General features: G+C 66.0%; 19 protein-coding genes. 10 read left to right on the plus strand and 9 right to left on the minus strand.

The features are described from left to right. The first annotated feature begins 189 nt into the window (after positions 1 to 189). Positions 190 to 2,949, plus strand: a complete 2,760-nt coding sequence (locus tag AC13F7_RS09210) for a TonB-dependent receptor (protein ID WP_482999929.1) — start codon at positions 190 to 192, stop codon at positions 2,947 to 2,949. A gap of 837 nt (positions 2,950 to 3,786) precedes the next feature. On the opposite strand, the gene AC13F7_RS09215 is transcribed toward AC13F7_RS09210, so the two are convergent. Continuing rightward, positions 3,787 to 5,400, minus strand: a complete 1,614-nt coding sequence (locus AC13F7_RS09215; RefSeq protein WP_482999930.1) for an alpha-glucosidase — start codon at positions 5,398 to 5,400, stop codon at positions 3,787 to 3,789. Between the two features lie 304 nt (positions 5,401 to 5,704). Here AC13F7_RS09215 and AC13F7_RS09220 point away from each other — a divergent pair, with 304 nt between their 5' ends. Further along, positions 5,705 to 6,703: a polyprenyl synthetase family protein gene (locus tag AC13F7_RS09220; RefSeq protein WP_481470490.1), complete on the plus strand. Its 999-nt coding sequence runs from the start codon at positions 5,705 to 5,707 to the stop codon at positions 6,701 to 6,703. A 74-nt stretch (positions 6,704 to 6,777) separates the two neighbouring features. Here AC13F7_RS09220 and AC13F7_RS09225 read toward each other — a convergent pair whose 3' ends face one another. Then, complete coding sequence (locus AC13F7_RS09225; protein WP_481470489.1) at positions 6,778 to 7,572, minus strand: dienelactone hydrolase family protein; 795 nt, start codon at positions 7,570 to 7,572, stop codon at positions 6,778 to 6,780. 182 nt (positions 7,573 to 7,754) lie between these two features. On the opposite strand from AC13F7_RS09225, the gene AC13F7_RS09230 reads away from it, so the two are divergent. Continuing rightward, complete coding sequence (locus tag AC13F7_RS09230; RefSeq protein WP_482999931.1) at positions 7,755 to 8,351, plus strand: SMI1/KNR4 family protein; 597 nt, start codon at positions 7,755 to 7,757, stop codon at positions 8,349 to 8,351. Positions 8,352 to 8,480: 129 nt separating this feature from the next. Here AC13F7_RS09230 and murD read toward each other — a convergent pair whose 3' ends face one another. The 3 genes from murD to AC13F7_RS09245 are packed head-to-tail and all read right to left on the minus strand — an operon-like array spanning position 8,481 to position 13,860. Beyond that, positions 8,481 to 9,890, minus strand: a complete 1,410-nt coding sequence (murD, locus tag AC13F7_RS09235; RefSeq protein ID WP_482999932.1) for a UDP-N-acetylmuramoyl-L-alanine--D-glutamate ligase — start codon at positions 9,888 to 9,890, stop codon at positions 8,481 to 8,483. Then, the gene (gene murL, locus AC13F7_RS09240) at positions 9,871 to 11,223 is read right to left on the minus strand and encodes a UDP-N-acetyl-alpha-D-muramoyl-L-alanyl-L-glutamate epimerase (RefSeq protein ID WP_482999933.1); all 1,353 of its coding nucleotides are present in this window, start codon (positions 11,221 to 11,223) and stop codon (positions 9,871 to 9,873) included. The genes murD and murL overlap by 20 nt, the downstream gene beginning before the upstream one ends. A gap of 33 nt (positions 11,224 to 11,256) precedes the next feature. After that, positions 11,257 to 13,860 carry a bifunctional aspartate kinase/diaminopimelate decarboxylase gene (locus AC13F7_RS09245; RefSeq protein ID WP_482999934.1) on the minus strand — a complete coding sequence of 868 codons (2,604 nt, stop codon included), beginning with the start codon at positions 13,858 to 13,860 and terminating at the stop codon, positions 11,257 to 11,259. Between the two features lie 150 nt (positions 13,861 to 14,010). Here AC13F7_RS09245 and AC13F7_RS09250 point away from each other — a divergent pair, with 150 nt between their 5' ends. Continuing rightward, the gene (locus AC13F7_RS09250) at positions 14,011 to 14,886 is read left to right on the plus strand and encodes a PhzF family phenazine biosynthesis protein (RefSeq protein ID WP_482999935.1); all 876 of its coding nucleotides are present in this window, start codon (positions 14,011 to 14,013) and stop codon (positions 14,884 to 14,886) included. A 15-nt stretch (positions 14,887 to 14,901) separates the two neighbouring features. Here AC13F7_RS09250 and AC13F7_RS09255 read toward each other — a convergent pair whose 3' ends face one another. Both AC13F7_RS09255 and AC13F7_RS09260 read right to left on the minus strand, forming a co-directional pair. After that, complete coding sequence (locus AC13F7_RS09255) at positions 14,902 to 16,575, minus strand: amidohydrolase (protein ID WP_482999936.1); 1,674 nt, start codon at positions 16,573 to 16,575, stop codon at positions 14,902 to 14,904. Between the two features lie 85 nt (positions 16,576 to 16,660). Beyond that, on the minus strand, positions 16,661 to 17,095 hold the full coding sequence (locus tag AC13F7_RS09260) for an OsmC family protein (RefSeq protein WP_123728599.1): 435 nt from the start codon (positions 17,093 to 17,095) through the stop codon (positions 16,661 to 16,663). Positions 17,096 to 17,460: 365 nt separating this feature from the next. Here AC13F7_RS09260 and AC13F7_RS09265 point away from each other — a divergent pair, with 365 nt between their 5' ends. The 3 genes from AC13F7_RS09265 to AC13F7_RS09275 all read left to right on the plus strand — a co-directional run bounded on the left by AC13F7_RS09265 (position 17,461) and on the right by AC13F7_RS09275 (position 19,169). Next, complete coding sequence (locus AC13F7_RS09265) at positions 17,461 to 17,859, plus strand: HU family DNA-binding protein (RefSeq protein ID WP_019185677.1); 399 nt, start codon at positions 17,461 to 17,463, stop codon at positions 17,857 to 17,859. Positions 17,860 to 18,183: 324 nt separating this feature from the next. Next, the gene (locus tag AC13F7_RS09270) at positions 18,184 to 18,495 is read left to right on the plus strand and encodes a DUF3861 family protein (protein ID WP_481470333.1); all 312 of its coding nucleotides are present in this window, start codon (positions 18,184 to 18,186) and stop codon (positions 18,493 to 18,495) included. A gap of 77 nt (positions 18,496 to 18,572) precedes the next feature. Further along, positions 18,573 to 19,169 (plus strand): DUF1439 domain-containing protein, encoded by a 597-nt coding sequence (locus AC13F7_RS09275; protein WP_481470332.1) that lies wholly within the window; start codon positions 18,573 to 18,575, stop codon positions 19,167 to 19,169. A 39-nt stretch (positions 19,170 to 19,208) separates the two neighbouring features. Here the strand turns inward: AC13F7_RS09275 and AC13F7_RS09280 are convergent, their stop codons facing one another. Both AC13F7_RS09280 and AC13F7_RS09285 read right to left on the minus strand, forming a co-directional pair. Further along, the gene (locus AC13F7_RS09280) at positions 19,209 to 19,751 is read right to left on the minus strand and encodes a type 1 glutamine amidotransferase domain-containing protein (protein ID WP_462091040.1); all 543 of its coding nucleotides are present in this window, start codon (positions 19,749 to 19,751) and stop codon (positions 19,209 to 19,211) included. A 124-nt stretch (positions 19,752 to 19,875) separates the two neighbouring features. Continuing rightward, entirely contained in the window at positions 19,876 to 20,343 is a 468-nt protein-coding gene (locus tag AC13F7_RS09285; RefSeq protein ID WP_481470331.1) for an SET domain-containing protein, read from the minus strand. A 172-nt stretch (positions 20,344 to 20,515) separates the two neighbouring features. On the opposite strand from AC13F7_RS09285, the gene AC13F7_RS09290 reads away from it, so the two are divergent. From AC13F7_RS09290 to AC13F7_RS09300, 3 genes are read left to right on the plus strand one after another with little or no spacing between them, the layout of a single operon-like run. Continuing rightward, positions 20,516 to 20,968 (plus strand): SUF system Fe-S cluster assembly regulator, encoded by a 453-nt coding sequence (locus AC13F7_RS09290; RefSeq protein ID WP_026070170.1) that lies wholly within the window; start codon positions 20,516 to 20,518, stop codon positions 20,966 to 20,968. A gap of 13 nt (positions 20,969 to 20,981) precedes the next feature. Continuing rightward, positions 20,982 to 22,457, plus strand: coding sequence for a Fe-S cluster assembly protein SufB (gene sufB, locus AC13F7_RS09295; protein ID WP_481470330.1), 1,476 nt, complete (start codon positions 20,982 to 20,984; stop codon positions 22,455 to 22,457). Beyond that, positions 22,457 to 22,861 (plus strand): lysozyme inhibitor LprI family protein, encoded by a 405-nt coding sequence (locus AC13F7_RS09300; protein WP_481470329.1) that lies wholly within the window; start codon positions 22,457 to 22,459, stop codon positions 22,859 to 22,861. Before sufB ends, AC13F7_RS09300 begins: the two co-directional genes overlap by 1 nt. Positions 22,862 to 22,865: the final 4 nt, after the last annotated feature.

Genomic DNA, 22,865 nt, shown 5'->3' on the forward strand with positions numbered 1-22,865 from the left:
CACGACTGCGCCAACGCGCATGTAATCGATTCCAATACAGCCAACGTCATTGAATACGTATGCAGGGTGATTCCCGCGGCATGCGCGCTGCCTACCATAGCCACGCAGTCAACGGCCACCGCGCCATGACGCTCCCGGGTCCTCCGGGCAACCACAAAATCGATTGGCAACATTGCCTGGGAGGGGAAAATGTTGAACCGCAAGCGCAGCGCGCTGAGTCTCGCGCTGGCCGTCGCCCTGACGCCGTTGATGGCGTCGGCGCAGACCGCCGAACCCAGTACCACTACCGCACCGACCGGTACCGCCGCGACCAACCTGGACACCGTCCAGGTCACCGGCATCCGCCGCGGCATCGAAAACGCGATCGCGATCAAGCAGGACGCCACGTCGGTGGTCGAAGCGATCTCGGCCGAGGACATCGGCAAGCTGCCTGACGTGAGCATCGCCGAATCGCTGGGCCGCCTGCCCGGCCTGGCCGCGCAGCGTGTGGCCGGCCGTGCCCAGGTGATCAGCGTGCGCGGCTTGTCGCCGGATTTCGCCACTACGCTGCTCAACGGGCGCGAAGTGGTCAGCACCGGTGACAACCGCAGCGTCGAGTTCGATCAGTACCCCTCGGAACTGGTCAACGGCGTGACCGTGTACAAGACCCCGGACGCGGCGCTGGTCGGCCAGGGCCTGTCGGGCACCATCGACATGCAGACGGTGCGCCCGCTGAGCTTCGCTGAGCGCGTGATCGCCATCAGTGGCCGCTACCAGAAGAGCTCGCTGGGCAAGGCCGCCAACGTCGATCCGTACGGCAATCGTTTCAGCGCCAGCTACATCGACCAGTTCCTCGACAACACCCTGGGCATCTCGATCGGCTACGCGCACAGCGACATGCCGATCCAGGAAAACCAGGTGGGCCTGTACGAGCCGTGGACCACCGAGCAGACCGACCAGGGCAACCGCCCCGGCCTGGCCCCGGGCACCGTGTTCTCCGATGGCATCAAGGCGCTGCGCCGCACCGGCAACAACGAGCGCGACGGCGTGATGGCCACCGTGCAGTTCCGCCCGTCGAACGTGTGGACCAGCACCCTGGATGCGTTCCACACCGAAGCCGAGCAGATCGATACCGCCAACCAGTTCGAGGTCAACCTCAGCAACTACAACGGCGGCTATACCCCGGGCCTGCTGATCACCAACCCGCAGATCAACGCCGATGGCACCTTCGCCGGCGGCGTGGCGACCGGCGTGTACCCGCTGGTGCGCGGCATGTACAACAAGCGCAAGGACAAGATCGACGCGTTCGGCTGGAACAACGAGTTCAACTTCGAGCGGGTCAAGGTTGTCGCCGATGTGAACTACTCCAAGGCCACGCGCAACGAACTGAATCTGGAAAACAACCTGCAGCTCACCCCGATGCCGCAGCTGGACTCGGTCGGTGTGGTGGTCAAGCCGGATGGGTTCTCGCAGATCAGCCCGGGGCTGGACTATTCCAACCCGGACGCACTGTTCCTGACCAACACCATCTACGGCTCCGGCTACGGCAAGGTGCCGATGGTCGAAGACCGCCTGAAGGGTGCTCGCCTGCAGGCCACCTTCGCGATGCCCGATTCGCTGCCGTGGTTCTCCGATGTGGACGTGGGCGTGAACTACGCCGACCGCCGCAAGGACAAGACCCAGGCCGAAGGCAACATCCTGCTGGGCGACCAGGGCGATGCCAACATCGCCGGTGACCTGCAGTACGCACCGGTCAATCTGGGCTTCGCCGGTATCGGCTACATCCCGGCCTGGAACGTCCCGGCCGCGGTGGACCGCTATATGGTCTTCAACCCGGTCACCAATCTGGACTATCTGATTCCCAAGGCTTGGACGGTGCAGGAGAAGACCAGCACCGCCTGGATCCGCGCCAACATCAACACCGACCTGGGCGAGGTGGGCCTGCGCGGCAACATCGGCGTACAGATGGTGCGTACCGACCAGAGCTCGCAGTCCAACTACTTCGACCGCTCGCGTCCGGACGGCCAGAACATCCTGCCGATCGATGACGGCAAGACCTACACCGACTGGCTGCCCAGCTTGAACCTGGCCTTCATGTTCCCGCATCAGCAGACCCTGCGCTTCGCCGTGGCCAAGCAGGTCGCGCGCCCGCGTGTTGACCAGATGCGGGCGGGCCTGGAGTTTGGCGTGGATACCTCCACCGGCCGCCCCGGCGGCAGCGGCGGCAACCCGCTGCTGGATCCGTGGCGCGCCAATGCGATCGATCTGTCGTACGAGAAGTACTTCGGCGAGAAGGCCTACGTGGCCGCCGCGGTGTTCTTCAAGGACCTGAAATCCTACGTCTACACGCAGTCGCGCGATGACTACGACTTCAGCGACCTGCTGGCCAGCTACGTGCCGCCGCCGGGCATGGTGGTGCCGGTGCTGCCGACGGGTACGTTCTCCGCGCCGCAGAATGGCGAGGGTGGCAAGCTGAAGGGCCTGGAGCTGACCGTCTCGTTCCCGCTGGAGATGATCACCGACAGCCTGCGTGGTTTCGGTGTACAGGCCAGTGCGACGTTCAACGACAGTGACATCAAGATCCTGGACCCGGAAAGCGCCTCCAGCGTGGGCAGTGATCCGATCAGCCTGCCGGGCCTTTCCGAGCGCGTGTACAACTTCACGGCGTACTACGAGCGCAGTGGGTTCGAGGCCCGCGTGAGCCAGCGCCGTCGTTCGGATTTCATCGGTGAGATCGGCAATTTCAACGGTAACCGGACGTTGCGTTATGTGGTCGGTGAGAACGTGACGGATGCGCAGGTCAGTTATACGTTCGCCGACAGCAGCAGCCTGCATGGGCTGACGCTGTTGCTGCAGGGTAGCAATCTGACCAACGAGCCGTATCGGACTTACGCTGGCACGAAGGATCGTCCGCTGGAGTACGTGGAGTGGGGCCGGACCTACATGCTGGGCGTGAACTACAAGTTCTGATGTTGCTCTTGTCAGCGACTTGGTGGCGACATCGAAGATCCGAAGAACCCGCTGCTATTTGCAGCGGGTTTTTTTGTTGGCTTTTCTCTGACTCTGGAGAGCGTCAGCGCCGGCTGTCCGCGGCGTGGTCGGGGGTGTGTGGGTTCGCGGGACGCGCCGTGAACCCATCCTTGGGGGCTCGTGAGCCGCATCCATGCGGCACAACGGTCCCGCCAACCCACACACCCCCGCCCTTCGACAGTTGGTTGGTGCCCATGGGAGTGCAAAGCAAACCAAAGGAGGATCGAACCAGCTATCTGCGGCTCGGACCAGCTCGAGCAGTTCGGCCGCCTCGACACTTTTGGCCGTGCCGACTACGTCGAACGCCCCGATAGCCTTGACCCTCCGGACCGCACCGATTGCACCGAGCATCTCGACCGCGCCACCCGCGACGACCAATACGCAGGCTTCAAGTGCTTCAAGTGCTTCAACTGCTTCCACGCCTGAGACCAGCGCGACAGCTCAAGCCTCTCGGATTCCGGTCAACATCAGCCTCGCGGGTGCCATGACGTGCCCGCCCAGCATCGCTTTTTCCTTGCGCACCGGCACATTGTCAAAGGGTGGGCAGGGGTGGGTTGGCGGGACCGTATGCCGCCATGGATGGCGGCATACGAGCTTACATGGACGTACTTGCAGCGGGTCCCGCTGACCCACCCCTGCCCGCCCAAACCAGCACGATCGCAGCCCTGAGCGCTGTAGCTGTAGCTGTAGCTGTAGCTGTACCCCAACGCACGAACGCAAGACAAAAAAAGGGCGAGGCACCTGGCCCCGCCCTCTCAATACCACCGGAAAATCCGATCAGCCGCGTCGCGCGCAATACATCGACTGCGCCGGCAACACCAGCTCACCACCGACCACCTCGCCCGCATCCGGACCAGGCACCTGCACCACCTGCCACTGCCCCACCGGCAGCGCAACCCGGGCAATCTCAGCCGAAAGATTGAACGCCAACAGCAACGTCTCCTCCCCGTGCACCCGCTCGAACATCAACACCGGCTCGGCGCACGCGAGGAAACGAATGTCACCCACCAACAGCGTCGGCATCGTCCGCCGCCATGCCAGGAACTGACGGAACGCGTTCAACACCGAGTGCGGATCATGTTCCTGCGTCGCCACCGACGCGGCCTGATGCTCCGCCGGAATCGGCAACCACGGCTCACCCGTCGTGAAGCCCGCCTTCGGCGCATCCAGCCACGGCATCGGCGTACGGCAACCGTCGCGGCCCTTGAAGTTCGGCCAGAACGTAATGCCGTAGGGATCCTGTAGCGCCTCGAATGGCACGTCCGCCTCGCCCAGCCCCAACTCCTCGCCCTGATACAGGCAGATTGAGCCACGCAGCGAACACAGCATCGCCACCAGCATGCGCGCCAGGCGCGGCTGTGCCGGATGACCGCCCCAGCGCGTTACCGCGCGCTCCACATCGTGGTTGGAGATCGCCCAGCACGGCCAGCCTTCGGTCATCGTCGCTTCCAGCCGCGACACGGTGTCGCGGATGTAACCGGCACTGAAATCCTTCACCAGCAGCTCGAAGCTGTAGCCCATGTGCAGGCGGCCCGGCGCGGTGTATTCGGCCGTGGTTGCCAGCGAGTCTTCCGCAGAAATTTCCCCCAGGCTGACCGATCCCGGGTACGCGTCCAGCAGAACGCGCAACTGCTCGATGAAGCCGATGTTCTCCGGCTGCGTGTTGTTGTAGTAGTGGTACTGGTAGGCGTACGGATTGTCCGCGCTGAAGCCACGGCCGAGGCGCTTTTCCAGCGGCTTGGCTGGATTGTCACGCAGCTGTGCATCGTGGAAACAGAAGTTGATGGAATCCAGGCGGAAACCATCCACACCACGGTCGAGCCAGAACCGCACGTAGTCCAACGTGGCCTGCTGCACTGCCGGGTTGTGGAAGTTCAGGTCGGGCTGGTCGGCCAGGAAGTTGTGCAGGAAATACTGCTCACGCCGCGGCTCCCATTGCCAGGCCACGCCCCCGAAGATCGACATCCAGTTGTTGGGCGGCGTGCCGTCCTCGCGCGGATCGGCCCACACGTACCAGTCCGCCTTGGGATTGGTGCGGTCCTGCCGGCTCTCCTGGAACCAGGCATGGTCGATCGAGGTATGGCTGAACACCTGGTCGATCATGACCTTCAGACCCAGCGCATGCGCCTTGGCCAGCAACTGGTCGAAATCGTCCAGCGTGCCGAACATCGGATCGACGTCGCGATGGTCGGCGATGTCATAGCCGAAGTCGGCCATCGGCGACTTGAAGAACGGCGACACCCAGATCGCGTCGACGCCAAGCGCGGCAACATAGTCCAGGCGCTCGATGATGCCGGGCAGGTCGCCCACGCCATCGCCGTTGGCGTCCAGGAAACTGCGCGGGTAGATCTGATAGATGACGGCACCGCGCCACCATGGAGACTGCGACATTGGGGCCCCCCTTCGGGCTTCCACGGCACCCGCGAGGGGGCCAGAAACGAACCCGACAAGCTTAGCGGGGCGTCTCCAGCGGTGGGGTCGCATGCATACGTATTCACGCCGGATCGCGCTGCACGGGGCGCTCCGGGCCTCCGGTCAGGCGGACCTTCGCCCCTCATGTGGCGAAGGGCCGGCGGCCAGGGTCGGCCCAATCGGGCGGCCTGCCCCGCGCCTTGACCGGGCCACCGGCGCGTCTTCGCGGGCGGAATACGACGGCACCGCCTATAATTCCGCCCAAGCCTGAAAGTCAGACCGCATGACCATCACCGAAGACACCCGCCCCGCGCTGGGCCTGCCCCAGATCCAGACGCTCGCCGCGCCCGACATGGATGCCGTCGATGCGCTGATTCGTCGCCGACTGTCCTCGGATGTCGTGCTGATCAACCAGATCGCCGACCACATCATCTCGGCCGGCGGCAAGCGCCTGCGGCCGATGCTGGTGATGCTGGCCGGCCGCGCGGTCGGCCAGGCCGGTCCGGAACACCACCAGCTGGCGGCGATCATCGAGTTCATCCATACCTCGACCCTGCTGCACGACGACGTGGTGGACGAATCCAGCCTGCGCCGCGGCCGCAGCACCGCCAATGCGCTGTGGGGCAATGCCCCGAGCGTCCTGGTCGGCGATTTCCTGTACTCGCGCAGCTTCCAGCTGATGGTCGAACTGGACCGCATGCCGGTCATGCGGATCCTGGCCGATACCACCAACCGGATCGCCGAGGGTGAGGTGCTGCAGCTGCTGCACGTCCACAATCCGGACACGGACGAAGCGGCCTACCTGCGCGTGATCGAGCGCAAGACCGCGGTGCTGTTCGCGGCGGGCACCCGGCTGGGCGCGCTGGCCAGTGGCGTCGATGAAGCCACCCAGCAAGCGCTGTACGACTACGGCATGGCGCTGGGCTACGCCTTCCAGATCGCCGACGACGTGCTGGACTACTCGGCCAACGCCGAGGAGCTGGGCAAGAACCTGGGCGACGACCTTGCCGAGGGCAAGGCCACCCTGCCACTGATCCACGCGATGGCGCATTCCGATGCCACCACGCGTGAGCGCCTGCGCGCGATCGTGCAGAACGGCGACGCCGAGGCGATGCCCGAGGTGCTGGCGGCCATCCACGCCACCGGCGGGCTGGAGTACAGCCGTGCCCGTGCCGAGGAATACGCCGATGCCGCCGAGCGTGCGCTCGACGGCTTGGCCGACAACGATGCCGTAGCTGCCCTGCGTGGTCTGGCCCGTTACGCGGTGCAGCGCTCGCATTGATCGGAAGGCGCCGACCCACGGTCGGCAGCTGCCGCGATGTGTAGGTACCGACCGTTGGTCGGTACCCCTTACGCTCAACGCGTCTCGAACCGTTCCTCGAAGAACTCATCCAGCGCCTTCCACGCGCGCTTGGCGGCGCGCTCGTTGTACTGGCACCCCGGCGGACTGTTCGCATCCGACTCGGCAAAGCAGTGGACCGCGCCACTGTAATTGGTGAACTCCCAGTCGACCTTGGCCGCGTTCATTTCCTGCTCGAAGCTGGCGATGTCGTCCTTGCTCACGCTCTTGTCGTCGGCGCCATTGAGCACCAGTACGGAGGGATGGGTGCCACCGGCCTTGGCCGGCAGTGGCGAGCCCAGCCCACCGTGCAGGCTGACCACACCGGCCAGCGGTGCCCCAGCTCGCGCCATCTCAAGCACCGTGGTGCCGCCGAAGCAGAACCCGACCGCGCCGATCCGGCTGGCATCCAGCGGCGCCTTGCCAGCCTGCGCCTTGAGCACCTCGATCGCCTTGAGCGCACGCGCCCGCAGCACGGGACGGTCATTGCGCAGCTTGGTCGCCACCGGACCCGCCTCGGCATCGGTCTTCGGGCGCACACCCTTGCCGTACACATCGGCCACCAGCACCACATAGTCATCGCCGGCCAGCTGCTTGGCCTTGGCGATGGCCGAATCGTTGACGCCCTTCCAGTTGGGCACCATCACCAGGCCCGGGCGTTTGTCGTTGTCGCTGTCGTCATAGACCAGCACCCCGCTGAAGGTGGTGCCGTCCTGGGTCCACTCCACCGGCTTGGCCTGCATCGCCGCCAGCGCGGGCAGCGCCGTCATGCCCAACAGCACCGCCGCACCCCATCGCCATTGCCTGTTCATGCGTCTGCTCCCGACAGAAAGAATCCTGAGTGTATGACGGTCGGTTGACGGAACCGTGTAGAAGCACCGGGTCGACGTGAACTCCCGTGACCTGGCAGGCGGCCGCGGAAGACCCCATCTGGATTAACTACCTCCGTCCCTGTTATGGCAGGCTGGCCGCCCCCTTGTGTATGGAACAGCTCATGAGCCTTGTCGACCGCTTCCTGTCCGGCCTGGTGCCGCGCCTGCCCGAAGACGATGCGCGGATGTGGGCGTGGGTCGAAGGAGCCAGCGCGGGCGATCTGGCACGTTTGCGCGAGCGCTGGCCGCAGGTGCCCGAGAGTCTGGTTGCGCTGCTGGCGCGGGTGGATGGCACGCATTTCCGCACGTATCCCAGTGGCGATGTCGTGGTGCTGATGCTGGGTTCGGATGTCGAGGAGGGGCATTACCCCTACTACCTGCGTTCGGTGGAGCAGGTGTTCGAGGACAGCGCGCAGTGGGATGACAGCATCCGCTCGATCTACGAGGAATGGCTGGAGGAAGACCCCGAGATCCTCGGCGATGGCATCGATGCGGATCTGCCGATGGGCAAGCGCCTGTGCTTCTCGCACTGCATGAACAATGGCGGCACCTCGATGCTGTATCTGGATTTCGATCCCGCACCCGGTGGCACGGTCGGCCAGGTGGTGCGCTACCTCCACGACCCGGACAGCTACCGGGTGATCGCGCCGAGTTTCGATGCGTACCTGCAGCAGCTCATCGACGGGGATTACGCGTTCATCGATGAGGAAGAAGCCTGATGCCTGCCTCACCGGCGTAACCAGGGTGGATGCAGTATCCCCGTCGCCCCAACGGTAGAGCCACGCCATGCGTGGCTGCAGAATCCATGCCAACAGCAGCCACGCATGGCGTGGCGCTACATCGACAGATCAGGCAATCCCGATGCCCGGGATCGCCGTGATTGCATCCGGATCAAACCCCGCCAGTTCGGCGAAGTGCCGGCCACGGGCGACGTAGTCGCGGTACACGCCATAGCTCGGCGCCCCGGGCGAGAGCAGCACCACCCCGCCCTGCCCGCCGAGCGCGGCCTGCGCCAGCCGCATGGCCTCGGGCATATCGGCAGCGGCATGCAGACCGAAGCGGCCGGCTTCGGCCAACGGCTGCAGCACCGCATGGATGCGCGGACCGTTGGCGCCCATGGTGACGATCTCCACCGGCGGCACGTCGTGCGCCATGTGCGCGACGAAGTCGTGCCAGTCCAGGCCACGATCATGCCCGCCCACCAGCAGCGCGATGCGGCAACCGGCGAAACACTCCAGTGCTGCCAGACTCGCGTGCGGCGTGGTGCTGATCGAATCGTTGACGAAGGTGACCCCGTCGCGCGTACCGATGGTCTGCAGGCGGTTGGGCAGCGGTCGGAAATCCTGCACCGCCGGGGCCAGCGCCACCGCATCCAGGCCCAATGCCTCGATCGCCGCCAGCACCGCGCACAGGTTGCCGCGGTTGTGTCGGCCGGGCAGCGGCGTGTGTGAGGTATCGAACACGGCCTGTTGGCCGCGATGCACGACATCGCCGCGCATATGCCAGCCTTGCGGCTGGTTGAACCAGACAACCTTGCTCTCCGGCAGCGCCAACCCGGCCAGGTGCGGGTCGGCCGCGTTGAGCACCGCGATCCGCGGTGCGGCCTCGGTGACCAGGCGCAGCTTGTCTTCGATGTAGCGCGCTTCGCTGCCATGCCAGTCCAGGTGCTCGGGGAACAGGTTCAGCACGATGGCGACCTGCGGGTGCGCGCCACTGCGCGCGACCTCGCCGGTCTGGTAGCTGGACAGCTCCACTGCCCAGTACTGCGGCGCCGGTTGGGAATCCAGCACTTCCAGCAGCGGCAGACCGATGTTGCCGATCAGTCCGGTGCGCGCACCCGAGGCGCGCAGCAGATGCGCCAGCAGCGCGGTGGTGGTGCTCTTGCCCTTGGTGCCGGTCACGCACACGGTGTCGTGCACGATGCCGTCGGCAGCGGCGTGCTCGGCGAACCACAGTGAGGTGCCGCCAATGAACTGCGTGCCCTGTGTGGAGGCGTGCAACGCAGCGTCGCCATACGGGCTGATGCCCGGCGATTTGATCACCACCTCGAACGCGGCCAGCGCGTCGCCGGTGACCTCCGAACGGACCGTCAACGCACCCTGGGTTTCCTCACGGGCGCCAGCGGCCTCGACCTCCGGGCAGAACAGGGTCAGCGGCAGCGACGGCAGCCGCTGCTGCAGGACGCGGAACGCCGCGCGCCCCTCACGTCCCCAGCCCCACAACGCAACGCGCTTGCCTTCAAGCTGCGAAATTCGCACGCAGACGCTCCCAGATCGCCGGCGGAATGCGGTGTTCGCCTTCCAGCGCCAGCAGCGGCTCGATCTGCAGTTCGGTGGCATCCAGCTGCGGGCGGATCTCGTGGACGAAACGCTTCACCAGCGCATCTTCATTCCACTCCGGGCGCTCGGCCAGGGTCGCCATCGCCGCGCGCGATTCGCGGCCTTCGCCCACGCACTCGAACGGTTTGTGGTCCTGGAATTCCAGCAGCGCATCAAAGCCCGGCGCCTGCTCGATGTCGTCGAGCAGGTTGCGGCCGAAGATGCCCACCAGGCGCATCTTGGGCATGAACGGGGCCAGCGCCAGGAACACGAAGTGGCACTTCGGGCAGACGCCGCACCAGCGGTTCACCGGGCGCTCGCCCAGGATGTGGAAGTTGCGGTTGCAGCTGGAGAAATGCGCGTCGTAGAAATCGCTCTTGGCAAACTGACGGGCCACGGCCAGCTCCGACAGCGGACGCAACAGCGAGTAGTAGTGCAGGTCCGCCGCAACATGCTGCTCCAGATGCTCACCGAAGGCCTGTTCGAAGGCCCAGCCCTTCGACCACTGGTGGTTGACCTCGCCGGTGCCCGGAATCTGGCTGCCATAGCTGGCCGAGCGCTCATTGGAGAACACGACCTGGTCCACACCCTGCAGCAGCGCGGCCAGCACCATGATCGCCGAGTTCACCGCGGTGACCGGGATATGGCCGTTCCAGGCGCCCTGGCGGTTGAGCTCGAACAGCTCCGGGGCCAGCGTGCGGCCGATGTTGAGGATGGGCAGACCGGTGCGCTCGGCACAGGCACGGATCAGCTGCGAACCGCCGATCCAGGTGACCGTCTCTTCGATGCCCAAGCTGCGCAGCGCTTCAATGCTGACCAGTGAATCCTTGCCGCCGCCGATGGCGACCAGCGCATGTTCGCGCAGGCCCAGCGCCGGTGCGGCGAAGGCCTCGCCTTCCACCGGGAGACGGAAGCGGCCACGCAGGTTCAGGCCATTGCGGTAGGCGAATTCGCCCAGGCCGTTGAGGTAGACCGTCTCCACCAGCGCGGCGGTGGCCGCATCGATCGAATAGCTGTCGATGCGCACCTGCTCGGGCACGCCGGCCTTGTAGTAGCTCACGCCGGCGATCAGGTGCAGCAGGCGCAGGGCGCGCTGCACTGCCTCGGCGCGGTCACCCTCGAGCACGAACGGCGCGCCCGGGATGGTCACCGTCTCGATCAGCTCCGGGCCGTCATCGAAGGCGTAGACCAGCTGCGCCACGCCGGTGTCCGCGGCGAAGTCGCAGCGGACGAAGCGGAAAACGGCAACCTGGTGTTTATCAAAAGCAGTCATGGTGTATCCGGTTTGAAAGGCGGCAGGCAGCGGTCAAGGACCATCATCGATGACGTCCTCGCGCGGCAGCTCGCGCTGGTTGTAGGTGTTGGCCATGACGTAGCCATACGCGCCCGCGTCGGCGATCAGCATCACATCGTCCGGCGCGGTCGAGGCCGGCAGGCGGCGGCGCTTGCCGAACACATCGCTGGATTCGCAGATCGGCCCGACCACATCGAACATCGCTTCGGAATAGCCACTCAGGCGGCTGAGGTTCTCGATGTCATGCCAGGCGTCGTACAGGGCCGGGCGCATCAGCGTGTTCATGCCCGCATCCAGACCGACCCGGCGGATGCCGTCCTTCTCCACCACCTGGGTGGCACGCGCCAGCAATACGCCGGACTCGGCCACCAGGTAACGACCCGGCTCGATCGCCAGGCGGAATGCCGGGTGCACGGCCTTCACTTCGGCCAGGCCGACGGCCCACGCCTCCAGATCGAACGGCTCATCGTCGGCGCTATAGGGAATGGGCAGGCCACCACCGATGTCGATGGTCTCGATGCTGCCGATGCGGCGGGCAAACCCGGCCAGTTCATCGCACATCAGGCGCCAGTGCTGCGCGGTTTCCACGCCGCTGCCCAGGTGTGCATGCAGGCCGACCACGCGGGTGCCCAGCTCGCCGGCGATGCGCACGAACTCATCCACGCGGGCGATCGGCAGGCCGAACTTGGAGTCCTTGCCACCGGTGCGGACCTTGGCATGGTGGCCTTCGCCACGGCCCAGATCCACGCGCAGCCACAGCTCGCGGTTGCTGAACAGCTCCGGCCAGCGCTGCAGGGCTTCCACGTTGTCCAGCGTGACCGTGACGCCCAGCGCGAACGCGGCATCGTACTCGGCATGCGGCGCGAAGCTCGGGGTGAACAGTACCCGCTTGGGCGACAGCGTCGGCAGCGTGTTGAACACGTGCTTGAGCTCGCCGTGCGACACGCACTCCAGGCCGAAGCCTTCCTGCTCCAGCACTTCCAGGATGGCCGGGTGCGAGTTGGCCTTGATCGCGTAGTAGCGCTGGTCGATCGCCTTGATCGCGGTCAGCGCGCGTGCACGCGCCCGCACCGTCGGCAGGTTGTACACGTAACGTGGCGTACCGGCCTGGGCGAGCGCCAGCAGATGCTCGCGCTGGCCGCGCCACCAAGCGGTTTCGCGCGGGCGGATGGTGCCGGCGATTTCGCGCCAGCGCGGGCCGAACACTTCGCCCTCTTCCACCGGCATCGCGCCGCTGTCGATCAGCTCGGCGTGCAGGATCGGCAGCAGCCCATCCGCATCGGCCTCGTCGATGACGAAGGTCAGGTTCAAATCGTTGGACGACTGCGAAATCATGTGTACGCGTTCGCGGCCGAAGGTGGCCCACACGTCCGAGAGCTTGTGCAGCAGCGAGCGCATGCCGCGGCCGACCAGGGTGATCGCCGCGCACGGCACGATGATCTTGACCTTGCAGATCTGCGACAGATCGGCCGACAGCGCAGCCAGCACATCGGTGCTGACCAGGTTTTCGGACGGGTCCAGCGAGACCGTCACGTTGGTTTCGGCCGAACCGATCAGATCCACGGACAGGCCATGCTTCTTGAACAGCCCGAACACGTCGGCCAGGAAGCCGACCTGCTGCCACATGCCGATGCCTTCCATCGAGACCAGCACGATGCCGTTGCGGCGGCTGATCGCCTTCACGCCCGGCACCGCCGCGGCATTGCCATCGATGCTGGTGCCCGGCAGCTCGGGGCGCTCGGTATCCAGGATCGCCATCGGCACGCCGGCATCGCGGCACGGCTTGATCGAACGCGGGTGCAGCACCTTGGCGCCGGTTGTCGCGATTTCCTGCGCCTCGTAATAGTCCAGGCGGGTCAGCAGGCGCGCGTCAGGCACATCCTTGGGGTTGGCGCTGAACATGCCCGGCACATCGGTCCAGATCTCCACGCGGCTGGCACCCAGCAGCGCGCCGAAGTAGGCCGCCGAGGTATCCGAACCGCCGCGGCCGAGGATGGCGGTGCCACCATCGGCATGGCGGGAGATGAAGCCCTGGGTGATCAGCATGCGGGTCGGCTGGGCGCGGAAACGTGCCGCCCAGTCGGCCTCGGCACGCCACTGGCAGTTCACCGACAGGCGCTGCGACCACTCGCTCTGGCTCGGCTGCGGCGGCAGTGCGTCGAGCCACTCGCGCGCATCCATCCAGCCGAAATCCAGGCCGCTGGCGCGCAGGTAGGCCGCACCGACGGTCGAGGACAGCAGTTCGCCCTGGCCCAGCACCTCGGCCTGCCACTCCAGCGGCCGACCGGCGGCACGCGGATCGTCCAGCAGCTCGGCCAGCGCGTCCAGACGCACGTCCAGCGCGGTGGCGTCCAGCTCCAGCTCGGTCAGGAACGCGCGGTGCCGCGCGACCAGGGCGGCGACACGGTCGCGACTGTCGGCGGCGCCATCGGCGATCGCGGTGAGTTCATTGGTCACCCCGGACAGGGCCGATACCACCACCAGCACGCGCGAGCCCGTTTCTTCCGCCCGTTTTTTCGCCAGCTTGCCGATGGTGTCCCAGCGGTGACGACGCGACACGGAGGTGCCGCCGAACTTCAGTACGATCCAGCGATCGACAAGGGGGGAAGCTGACATGGAGGTGGAGGTTTGGGTAGTGAGGGGAATCGCCCGGCACGCCGGGCCGAACCCCCGATTCTATGCCAAGCCTGCCCGTTGCAGGGGCCGGGCCCGCAATGCGGCCCCGGTTGGTAAGCTGCCCGCCCGTTTTTAGCTGAGCGCCCCGCCATGACCTCCCGTCGTTTCCTGCAGCTGGATGTGTTCTCTCCCTACCCCGGCGCCGGCAACCCGCTGGCCGTCGTGCTCGATGCACAGGGCCTGGACGAGACGGCGATGCAGGCCATCGCCCGCTGGACCCGGCTGCCCGAGACCACCTTCGTCTTCCCGCCTGCAGCCCCGGGCGCGAGCTACGGCATCCGGATGTTCAGCCCGCAGAAGGAAGTTCCGTTCGCCGGCCACCCCAGCGTGGGCACCGCGCATGCCGTGCTGGAGCTGGGCGTGGCCGCGCCGGTGGAGGGCGTGCTGGTCCAGGACGGCATCGCCGGGGCCCTGCCGCTGCGCGTGGACGGCAGCGGTGACGCCCGCACCATCGCGATCCGTACCCCGCGCGCCGCGGTGGCTGAAGTGACCACTGCCGCCGACCCGCGCCTGCAGGAAGCCTTGGCCGGGTGGCCACTGGGCAGCCTGCCGCCGGCGCGCATGGCCGGTGGCCGCAGCTGGTGGGTGGTCGAACTGGCCGATGAAGCCGCGCTGCGCGCACTCACCCCGGACTGGCAGGCCGTGGCAACACTGGCCGAAGCCACCGACAGCATGGGCGTGTTCGCCTATGCACGCAGCCAGGGCCAGGCATGGGACCTGGCCGTGCGCGCCTTCGTCGGCAATGGCCGTCGCTTTGAAGATGCCGCTTCCGGGGCGGCCAACGCCGTGCTGGCCGCCTGGTTGGACAGCCGCGACGCGCTGCCCGGCAACGCGGGCAGCTATGTGGTCAGCCAGGGCCGCGAAGTGGGCCACGATGCGCGCCTGACCCTGCGCATCGATGACCATGGCGATGTCTGGTCTGGCGGCCAGGTGCAGACCGTCATCCGCGGCACGCTGGACTGGTGATCCCGGCCCGGCGCGTCACCGCGCCGCGTCGTATACCGGTGCGCCATCGACCCAGGTCGAGCGCACCTGCAGGTCCGCCAGTTCGGCGGGGGCGACGCTGAGTGGATCCCGATCCAGCACCACGAAATCCGCGCGCAGGCCCGGCTGCAACCGCCCGACCTGGGCTTCGTCATGGCCCGCCCACGCCGCATCAGCGGTGAACCCCCGCAGTGCTTCACCCGCCGTCAGGCGCTGATCGGGCTGCCAGCCACCCGGTGGTTGGCCGGCACGGTCCTGGCGGGTGACGGCGGCATACAGGCCCAGGCGGGGATCCACCTGCTCTACCGGGAAGTCCGAGCCCAGCGCGAGCCGGGCACCGGAGCCCAGCATCCGTCGCCACGCATAGGCCCCGAGGATGCGCTCGGGACCGATTCGATCCTGCGCCCAGCCCATGTCCGAGGTGGCATGGGTGGGTTGCATCGAGGCGATCACGCCGAGCTGGGCAAAGCGCGGAATGTCCTCCAGCGCCACCACCTGCGCATGCTCGATCCGCCAGCGATGATCGCTGCCACGGCGCTCGCCCAGCACCCTGGCATAGGTATCCAATGCAATCCGGTTGCCACGGTCCCCGATCGCATGGGTGGCGACCTGGATGTGACAGGCATCGGCCTTGCGCACCGCCGTTTCAAAATCGGCCGGCGAGGTCACCAGCAACCCGCGGTTGTGCGGGTCGTCGCTGTAATCGGCCAACAGCGCGGCACCGCGGCTGCCCAGCGCGCCGTCCATGAAGAGCTTGACCCCGCGCATTTCCAGGCGGCCACGGGCATGCTGGTACGCGCCCTGCGCGCACAGATCGGCCAGGGCATCACCATTGCCATCGGCATACGCATCGATACGCAGCGGCAGCGTGCCGGCATCGGCGAAGCGGCGCATGAGGGCCAGATCGGCGCGCGATACGCCCATGTCGTGCACACCGGTCAGGCCCTGGCTGACCGCCCTGTCCAGCGCGCGGGCCAGCATCTGCTCGCGCGCGGCGTCGCTGGGCGCCGGGATCGCGGCCTGCACAAGCGACATCGCCTCGTCGACGAACACCCCGCTCGGCTGCCCCTTCGCATCGCGCACGATGCGACCACCAGCCGGCTGCCAGTTGCCCCTCAACGCGCGTTGGCCGGGCTGCCGTGCGACCGCGCGCAGCGCTGCGCTGTTGCCCCAGCCGGCATGACCATCAATGCGACCCAGCCAGACTGGCCGGTCCGGGAACGCCGCGTCGAGATCGGCCACCGTCGGGAACTGTTTGTCCGGCCACCGGTTCTGGTCCCAGCCGCTGCCCAGCAGCCAGCCGTCGGGATTGTCGGCCGCAAAGCGCTGCAGGCGCGCCACGATGTCCTGGGTGCCCGTCGCGCCGGTCAGATCGGCCTGCATCAGGGTGCCGCCCAGGAACATCAGGTGTGCATGCGCATCGATCAGCCCCGGGATCACGGTGGCCTGGCCAACGTCGGTCAGCGCCGCCAAGGGATACAGCTCCAGGAGTGCCTGCCGATCACCGACGGCGAGCACCCGCCCGGTGTCGGTATCCCAGGCCAACGCTGTGGCCGCCGGTGCCTCAGGGTTGCCAGTGTGGATGGTCGCGGCGGTCAGCAGACGCACATCGGCCTGCGCGGTGCCGGCCAGCAGGCAGGCCGTCAGGGTGGCAAGAGCGGTCGGACGCATGCAGATACCCCACAACAGGAAAGCGGCGACTATGCGGCCGCCGCTTTCCCATCACAATCTGCTGTGCACCAATCGCGGGCGCGGATCAGCCGGCCAGTTCGGCCTCAAGGCTGATCGGTACCGCACTGAGCGCCTTGGAAACCGGGCAGTTCTGCTTGGCGTCATCGGCGATGGCACGGAACTGGGTGGCCTCGATGTTCGGCACTACGGCCTTCACCTTCAACGTGATCTGCGACAGCTGGGGGCCACCCTCCATCGAGAGGTCGACCTTGGCTTCGGTATCCAGCGAGGTCGGTACGAAACCGGCTTCGGTGAGCTTGGCCGACAGCGCCATCGTGAAGCAGCCGGCATGGGCGGCGGCGATCAGCTCTTCCGGGTTGGTGCCCTTCTCATCACCGAAGCGGCTGCTGAAGGCATAGCGGGTTTTGTCCATCAAGCCGCTCTGGGGCGTGCTCAATTGTCCCTTGCCTGTCTTGAGGTCACCTTCCCAATGCGCGGTGGCGTGGCGTGAAATACCCATCGTGAGATCTCCTGCGGCGTGAATGACGGGACCAGCCTAGACGGTGGCGCGTTAGTGCCATGTCTGATCGCTGTCAGGTGATCAGCGGGGATCGACCCCAGCTGAATCGACCATCAAAATGGAGGCTGTTTTCAAGTGGTTTTCGTGCGACAGTCGGGGTGCGACGGTGCATGACCGATGGCCTCCGCCGCGAAGGCGGACCCTGTTTTCTGGCTATGACCTGATGCACTGCGGTAACGAAGGGCGTGGAAATCACGAATTTTTATGCGTTTGCCTATTGGCGGCGCCCCATAGTTGCCCTACATTTCGCTTGCCGACGGGGTTCGGCGCGACCAAACAACCAACCGTTCACGGAACAGGAAACCATGGCAAAGACCGCTAAGAAGGCTGCCCCGAAGAAGGCAGTAAAGAAAGTCGCTACGAAGGCAGCCGCGAAGCCGGCCGCTCCCAAGCCGATCAAGGAAGTGCTGAGCAAGTCTGGTCTGGTTGCACACATCGTTGAAGCGTCCGGCGTTGTCGCCAAGGACGTGCGCGCCGTGCTCGCCTCGCTGGAAGGCGCCGTCGCCGCTTCGGTGCACAAGAAGGGCGCTGGCAGCTTCACCCTGCCGGGCCTGCTGAAGATCTCCACCGTCAGCGTGCCGGCCAAGCCGAAGCGCAAGGGCATCAATCCGTTCACGAAGGAAGAGCAGTGGTTCGCCGCCAAGCCGGCGTCCACCAAGCTGAAAGTGCGTCCGCTCAAGAAGCTCAAGGACGCCGCGCTCTAATCTGCGCGCTTCCTGCAGCACCTGAACGGGACGGCCCATGCCGTCCCGTTTTTTTTGGTTGGTCTCCCATCTGCGTGCCAGTCACGCGGGGCACTCGGGACCTTTGCACCGGCACCTGTGGATGGTTCGGGCACTGCGCGAAACACAGCGTTGCCAAAGTCGTGTCGGAGGCGCGATACCCTTGCCGATGCCTGCCCTGCCGCGATCCGCGGCACAGCGAAGCCGACCGGAACGCACAGGGTGGAACACTGCGTGCGACCGCGCCTGTCGTCGCGGTGCGCATCGCACCCTATGGTGGCCCTGTCCCCCACCGCGAAGGCAGCCATGGCCAGCTCTTCTTCCCAGCGTTACCGCATCACCGTCACCCCGATCGAAAAGGACGGCCTGCAATGCAGTGGGCGCTGCACCATCGAACTGGAACACCGCGCGCAGCAGGATTGGATGCGCCTGCTGGAAATCGCACGGCGCAACAGCGGGCTGAGCGGCGACGAGCGTGCCGCTGCGATCGTCGCCACGCAGCTGCTGCGCGATCTCGCCCAGCGCCACGCCGATGCGCCCAGCCATCCGCTCACCGTGCTCCAACCGCAGCTGGATGAGGTGCTCGCCGCACTGGAATCTATCCAGGGCGCGCCCTGATCGACATTCCGCGCACGTCAAAGCTGGATTCAGCCGGGCGCGCTATTGTTGGCGTCTCATTCCCCAGGCATGCCGCCATGAACGCTCGCCCGCTGTTGTCCCGCCTTGCCGCCTGCACCGTGCTGCTCGCCGCCGCCATCGGTGCGCAGGCAGCTCCCAGCGTCTCTGGCCGCCAGTTGTCCGTGGGCGCGACCGATGTGCAGCAGTATCTCGATGGCAGCTTCCCACGCACGCAGGATGCGCTGGGTGGGCTCATCGCAATGACCATGAGCCACCCCAAGCTCACCCTGCCGCAGGGCAATCGCCTGGATCTCGGTTTCGATATCGCCATGGCGACCGCGGGCGGCAATCCGGCGCCGCTGGGCAAGGTCAAGCTGAGCAGCGGCCTGCGCTATGACGCGCAGACCCAGGGCTTCCATCTGCAGGAACCGACGGTCGATGACTTCACTCCGGCCAACAACGGCGGAAAGCTCGATTCGCGCACCCGTGGCCTGCTCAATGCCTGGCTGGTCGATTACGCCCGCCGCGAGCCGATCTACAAAATCGACCCGACGGTCGCCGCCGTGCTGGGCACGCTGCAGGTGCAGTCGGCGCAGGTGGAGAACGGCAAGTTGGTGGTGACGTTCAACCAAGATCTCGGCGCACTGGTGCCGGCCGGGTTGCTGAGCAAGTAATCCGGAACGGGCACCGACCCACGGTCGGTGCCTACACCCTCAACCGGCCAGAGCCTTGCCCACCGCATCGGCGAAGGCGGGAATGTCGCCCGGCTTGCGGCTGGTGATCAGGCCACCATCGACCACCACCTCGGCGTCGGTCCACTCGGCGCCTGCATTGCCCAGGTCGGTTTTCAGCGACGGCCACGAGGTCACCTTGCGGCCTTTGGCCAGGCCAGACTCGACCAGCAGCCACGGGCCGTGGCAGATCGCCGCAACCGGCTTGCCTGCGGCACCAAAGGCCTTGATCAACGCAATCGCATCGGTGTCGATGCGCAGTTTGTCCGGATTGATCACGCCACCGGGCAGCACCAGCGCGTCGTAATCATCGGCCTTGGCGCCCTTCAGTGGGGCATCGACCTTCACGTTTTCGCCCCAGTCCTTGTCTTTCCAGCCACGGATCTGGCTGGCATCCCCGGGTGCGATCACCTTGACCGACGCGCCCCAGGATTCCAGCAGACGCTTGGGTTCCTGAAGCTCGGACTGTTCAAAACCATCGGTGGCCAGAATCGCGATGTGCTTGCCGTTGAGTGCGTGTGCCATGGATCGGCTCCAGTAAGTGGGAGCGATCAGTGTGACCACGGGCGCATTGGGCGACGGTGACCACGATGTGCACAGCGTGTCGGCGCAGCCACCGACCCACACGGTCGATGGCTGCCGGTGCGGATCAGCGCTTGGGCTGCAGCATGGTGCCGGTGCACTTCTTCGAGCCGCAGCGGCATTCCCAGATCTTCTTCAGACGCGCGGTGTGACGCTCGGCCAGGGTGATGCCGTAGTTGTAGGTCAGCTCGTCGCCCGGCTTGATGTCCTTGATCGACTCGATGAAGACCTTGTCCTCGCGGCGGTTGTCACCCTCGGCTTCCTCGATCACCGCTTCGCAGTTCGGCTCGCAGCTGTGGTTGAGCCAGCGCGCGTCGTTGCCCTTGTAGTTCGCATCGATGACGTAGTCGTCGTTGAGGGTGAACAGGAAGGTATGACCGCTCTCCACATCCCCGGTGTCGTCGGCGTCCACGTCGGCGTGGCTGCGCAGCAGACCCTTGTACTGGATGACCCGCTCGCCCTTCTTGATCGGCGCCAGCGCGAATACGCCATTGCCATGGATGGTGGACTTGCGGGCCTGGATCTTCTTGGGCATCTGGCTGACCGTTGCGGTGGGAAGCCCCGATTCTCGCTTAATCTTTGTGATTGCCAAAGCGATGCGGTTCAATACGCGCCCAAGGCCGCCCTGCGGGCGCCTGAACGGGCGGGTTGGATGCCGGCGGATAAAAGCGTACAATTTCAGTCCGCTTTATGGTTCTGCCCCCACCATGCTCCGCGTCACCAAGCTTACCGATTACGCCACCGTCGTACTGACTGTACTCGCCGCCCGCCCGGGCGAGGTGCTCAGTGCCACCGAACTGGCCGAGTTCGCCCGTCTGGAACCGCCCACCGTCAGCAAGCTGCTCAAGCCGCTGGCCCAGGCCGGGCTGGTCGAAGGCCTGCGCGGCGTCCGCGGCGGCTACCGGCTGACCCGCGCCGCAGACCAGATCACGCTGTTCGAGATCGTGGAAGCCATGGAAGGGCCGCTGGGCCTGACCGAGTGCGCCCACGACCACAGCCAGTGCGGCCGCGAGCTGCAGTGTGGCGCGCGCAGCAGCTGGCGGATGATCAACGACGTGGTGTCCGAAGCGCTGCGCGCGGTCACCCTGGCGCAGATCCTGCCCCCTCTTCCCCTTGTTGACGCCCACCGCCGCGCGATCGCGGCGGATGTCGTCTCCTGATCAGGCAGCCCCCATGGCCACCGATACCCTCGACACCGTCGCCACCGGCGATACCCCCAACCGCGAGATCCATGAGCAGCTCGGCCGCAAGTATTCGGCGGGCTTCATCACGGACATCGAATCGGACTCGTTGCCGCCCGGCCTGGACGAGGACACCATCCGTGCCCTGTCGGCCAAGAAGGACGAGCCGGAGTGGATGACGCAGTGGCGCCTGGACGCCTACCGCCACTTCCTGACCATGCCGATGCCGGACTGGGCCAAGCTGCAGATCGCGCAGATCGATCTGCAGGCGCTGAGCTACTACTCCGCGCCCAAGGGCCCGAAGTACGCCTCGCTGGACGACGTGCCCAAGGAACTGCTGGACACCTACGACAAGCTCGGCGTGCCGCTGCATGAGCGCGCCAGGCTGGCCGGCGTCGCCGTGGATGCGGTGTTCGATTCGGTCTCGGTCGGCACCACGTTCCGCAAGGAACTGGCGGAGAAGGGCGTGATCTTCTGCTCCATGTCCGAAGCGATCAAGGAACACCCGGAGCTGGTCAAGCAGTACCTGGGGACCGTGGTGCCGGTCGGCGACAACTACTTCGCCGCGCTCAACTCGGCGGTGTTCTCCGATGGCAGCTTCGTGTTCATTCCCAAGGGCGTGCGTTGCCCGATGGAACTGAGCACCTACTTCCGCATCAACGCCGGCCACACCGGCCAGTTCGAGCGCACGCTGATCATCTGCGAGGACAAGGCATACGTGTCCTACCTGGAAGGCTGCACCGCGCCGATGCGCGATGAGAACCAGCTGCACGCCGCGGTGGTCGAGCTGGTCGCGCTGGAAGATGCCGAGATCAAGTACTCCACGGTGCAGAACTGGTACCCGGGCGATGAGAACGGCGTGGGCGGCATCTACAACTTCGTCACCAAGCGTGCCGAATGCCGTGGCGCGCGCAGCAAGGTGACCTGGACCCAGGTCGAGACCGGCTCGGCGATCACCTGGAAGTATCCGTCGTGCGTGCTGCTTGGTGATGATTCAGTCGGCGAGTTCCACTCGGTCGCGCTGACCCACCATCGTCAGCAGGCCGACACCGGCACCAAGATGATCCACATCGGCAAGCGCACCAAGAGCAAGATCGTCAGCAAGGGCATCAGCGCAGGCCACGGCCAGAATACCTACCGTGGCCTGGTGAAGATCGATCGCGGCGCCGAGGGCGCGCGCAACTACACCCAGTGCGATTCGCTGCTGATCGGCAAGAAGTCCGGCGCACATACCTTCCCCTATATCGAGGTGAAGAACCCCAGCGCGACGGTCGAGCACGAAGCGACCACCTCCAAGATCTCCGATGACCAGCTGTTCTATTGCCGCGCCCGCGGCATCGACCAGGAAAACGCGGTCTCGATGATCGTCGACGGCTTCTGCAAGCAGGTCTTCCGCGAACTGCCGATGGAGTTCGCGGTGGAAGCCAAGAAGCTGCTGGAAGTCAGCCTGGAAGGCTCGGTCGGATGATGCGCCTGCTTCCCTTGGCCCTGCTGCTCTGCGCGGCCGCGCCGGCGTTCGCCCAGGACGTGGCGTGCAACCCTGGCGGCAATCAGCTCGAACTCAATGCCTGCGCCGACCAGGACTTCAAGAAGGCCGATGCCGAATTGAATGCCGTCTACCGCCAGATCGTGACCAAGCTGGCCGGCGAACCCGTGGCGCTGGCGAAGATGAAAGCGGCACAGCGGCTGTGGATCCAGCTGCGTGACGCCGATCTGGAAGCGCGCTACCCGGTGGGCGAGGATGAGAATCCACGTTTCCTGTACGGCTCGATGTACCCGATGCTGTACTCCGGGGCCAAGGCCGCACTGACGCAGACACGCACCGCCTACCTGCGCAACGAATTCCTCGAGCGCAGCGAATACGACCTCTGAGTCG

Source organism: Stenotrophomonas sp. K-6, assembly GCF_056861555.1.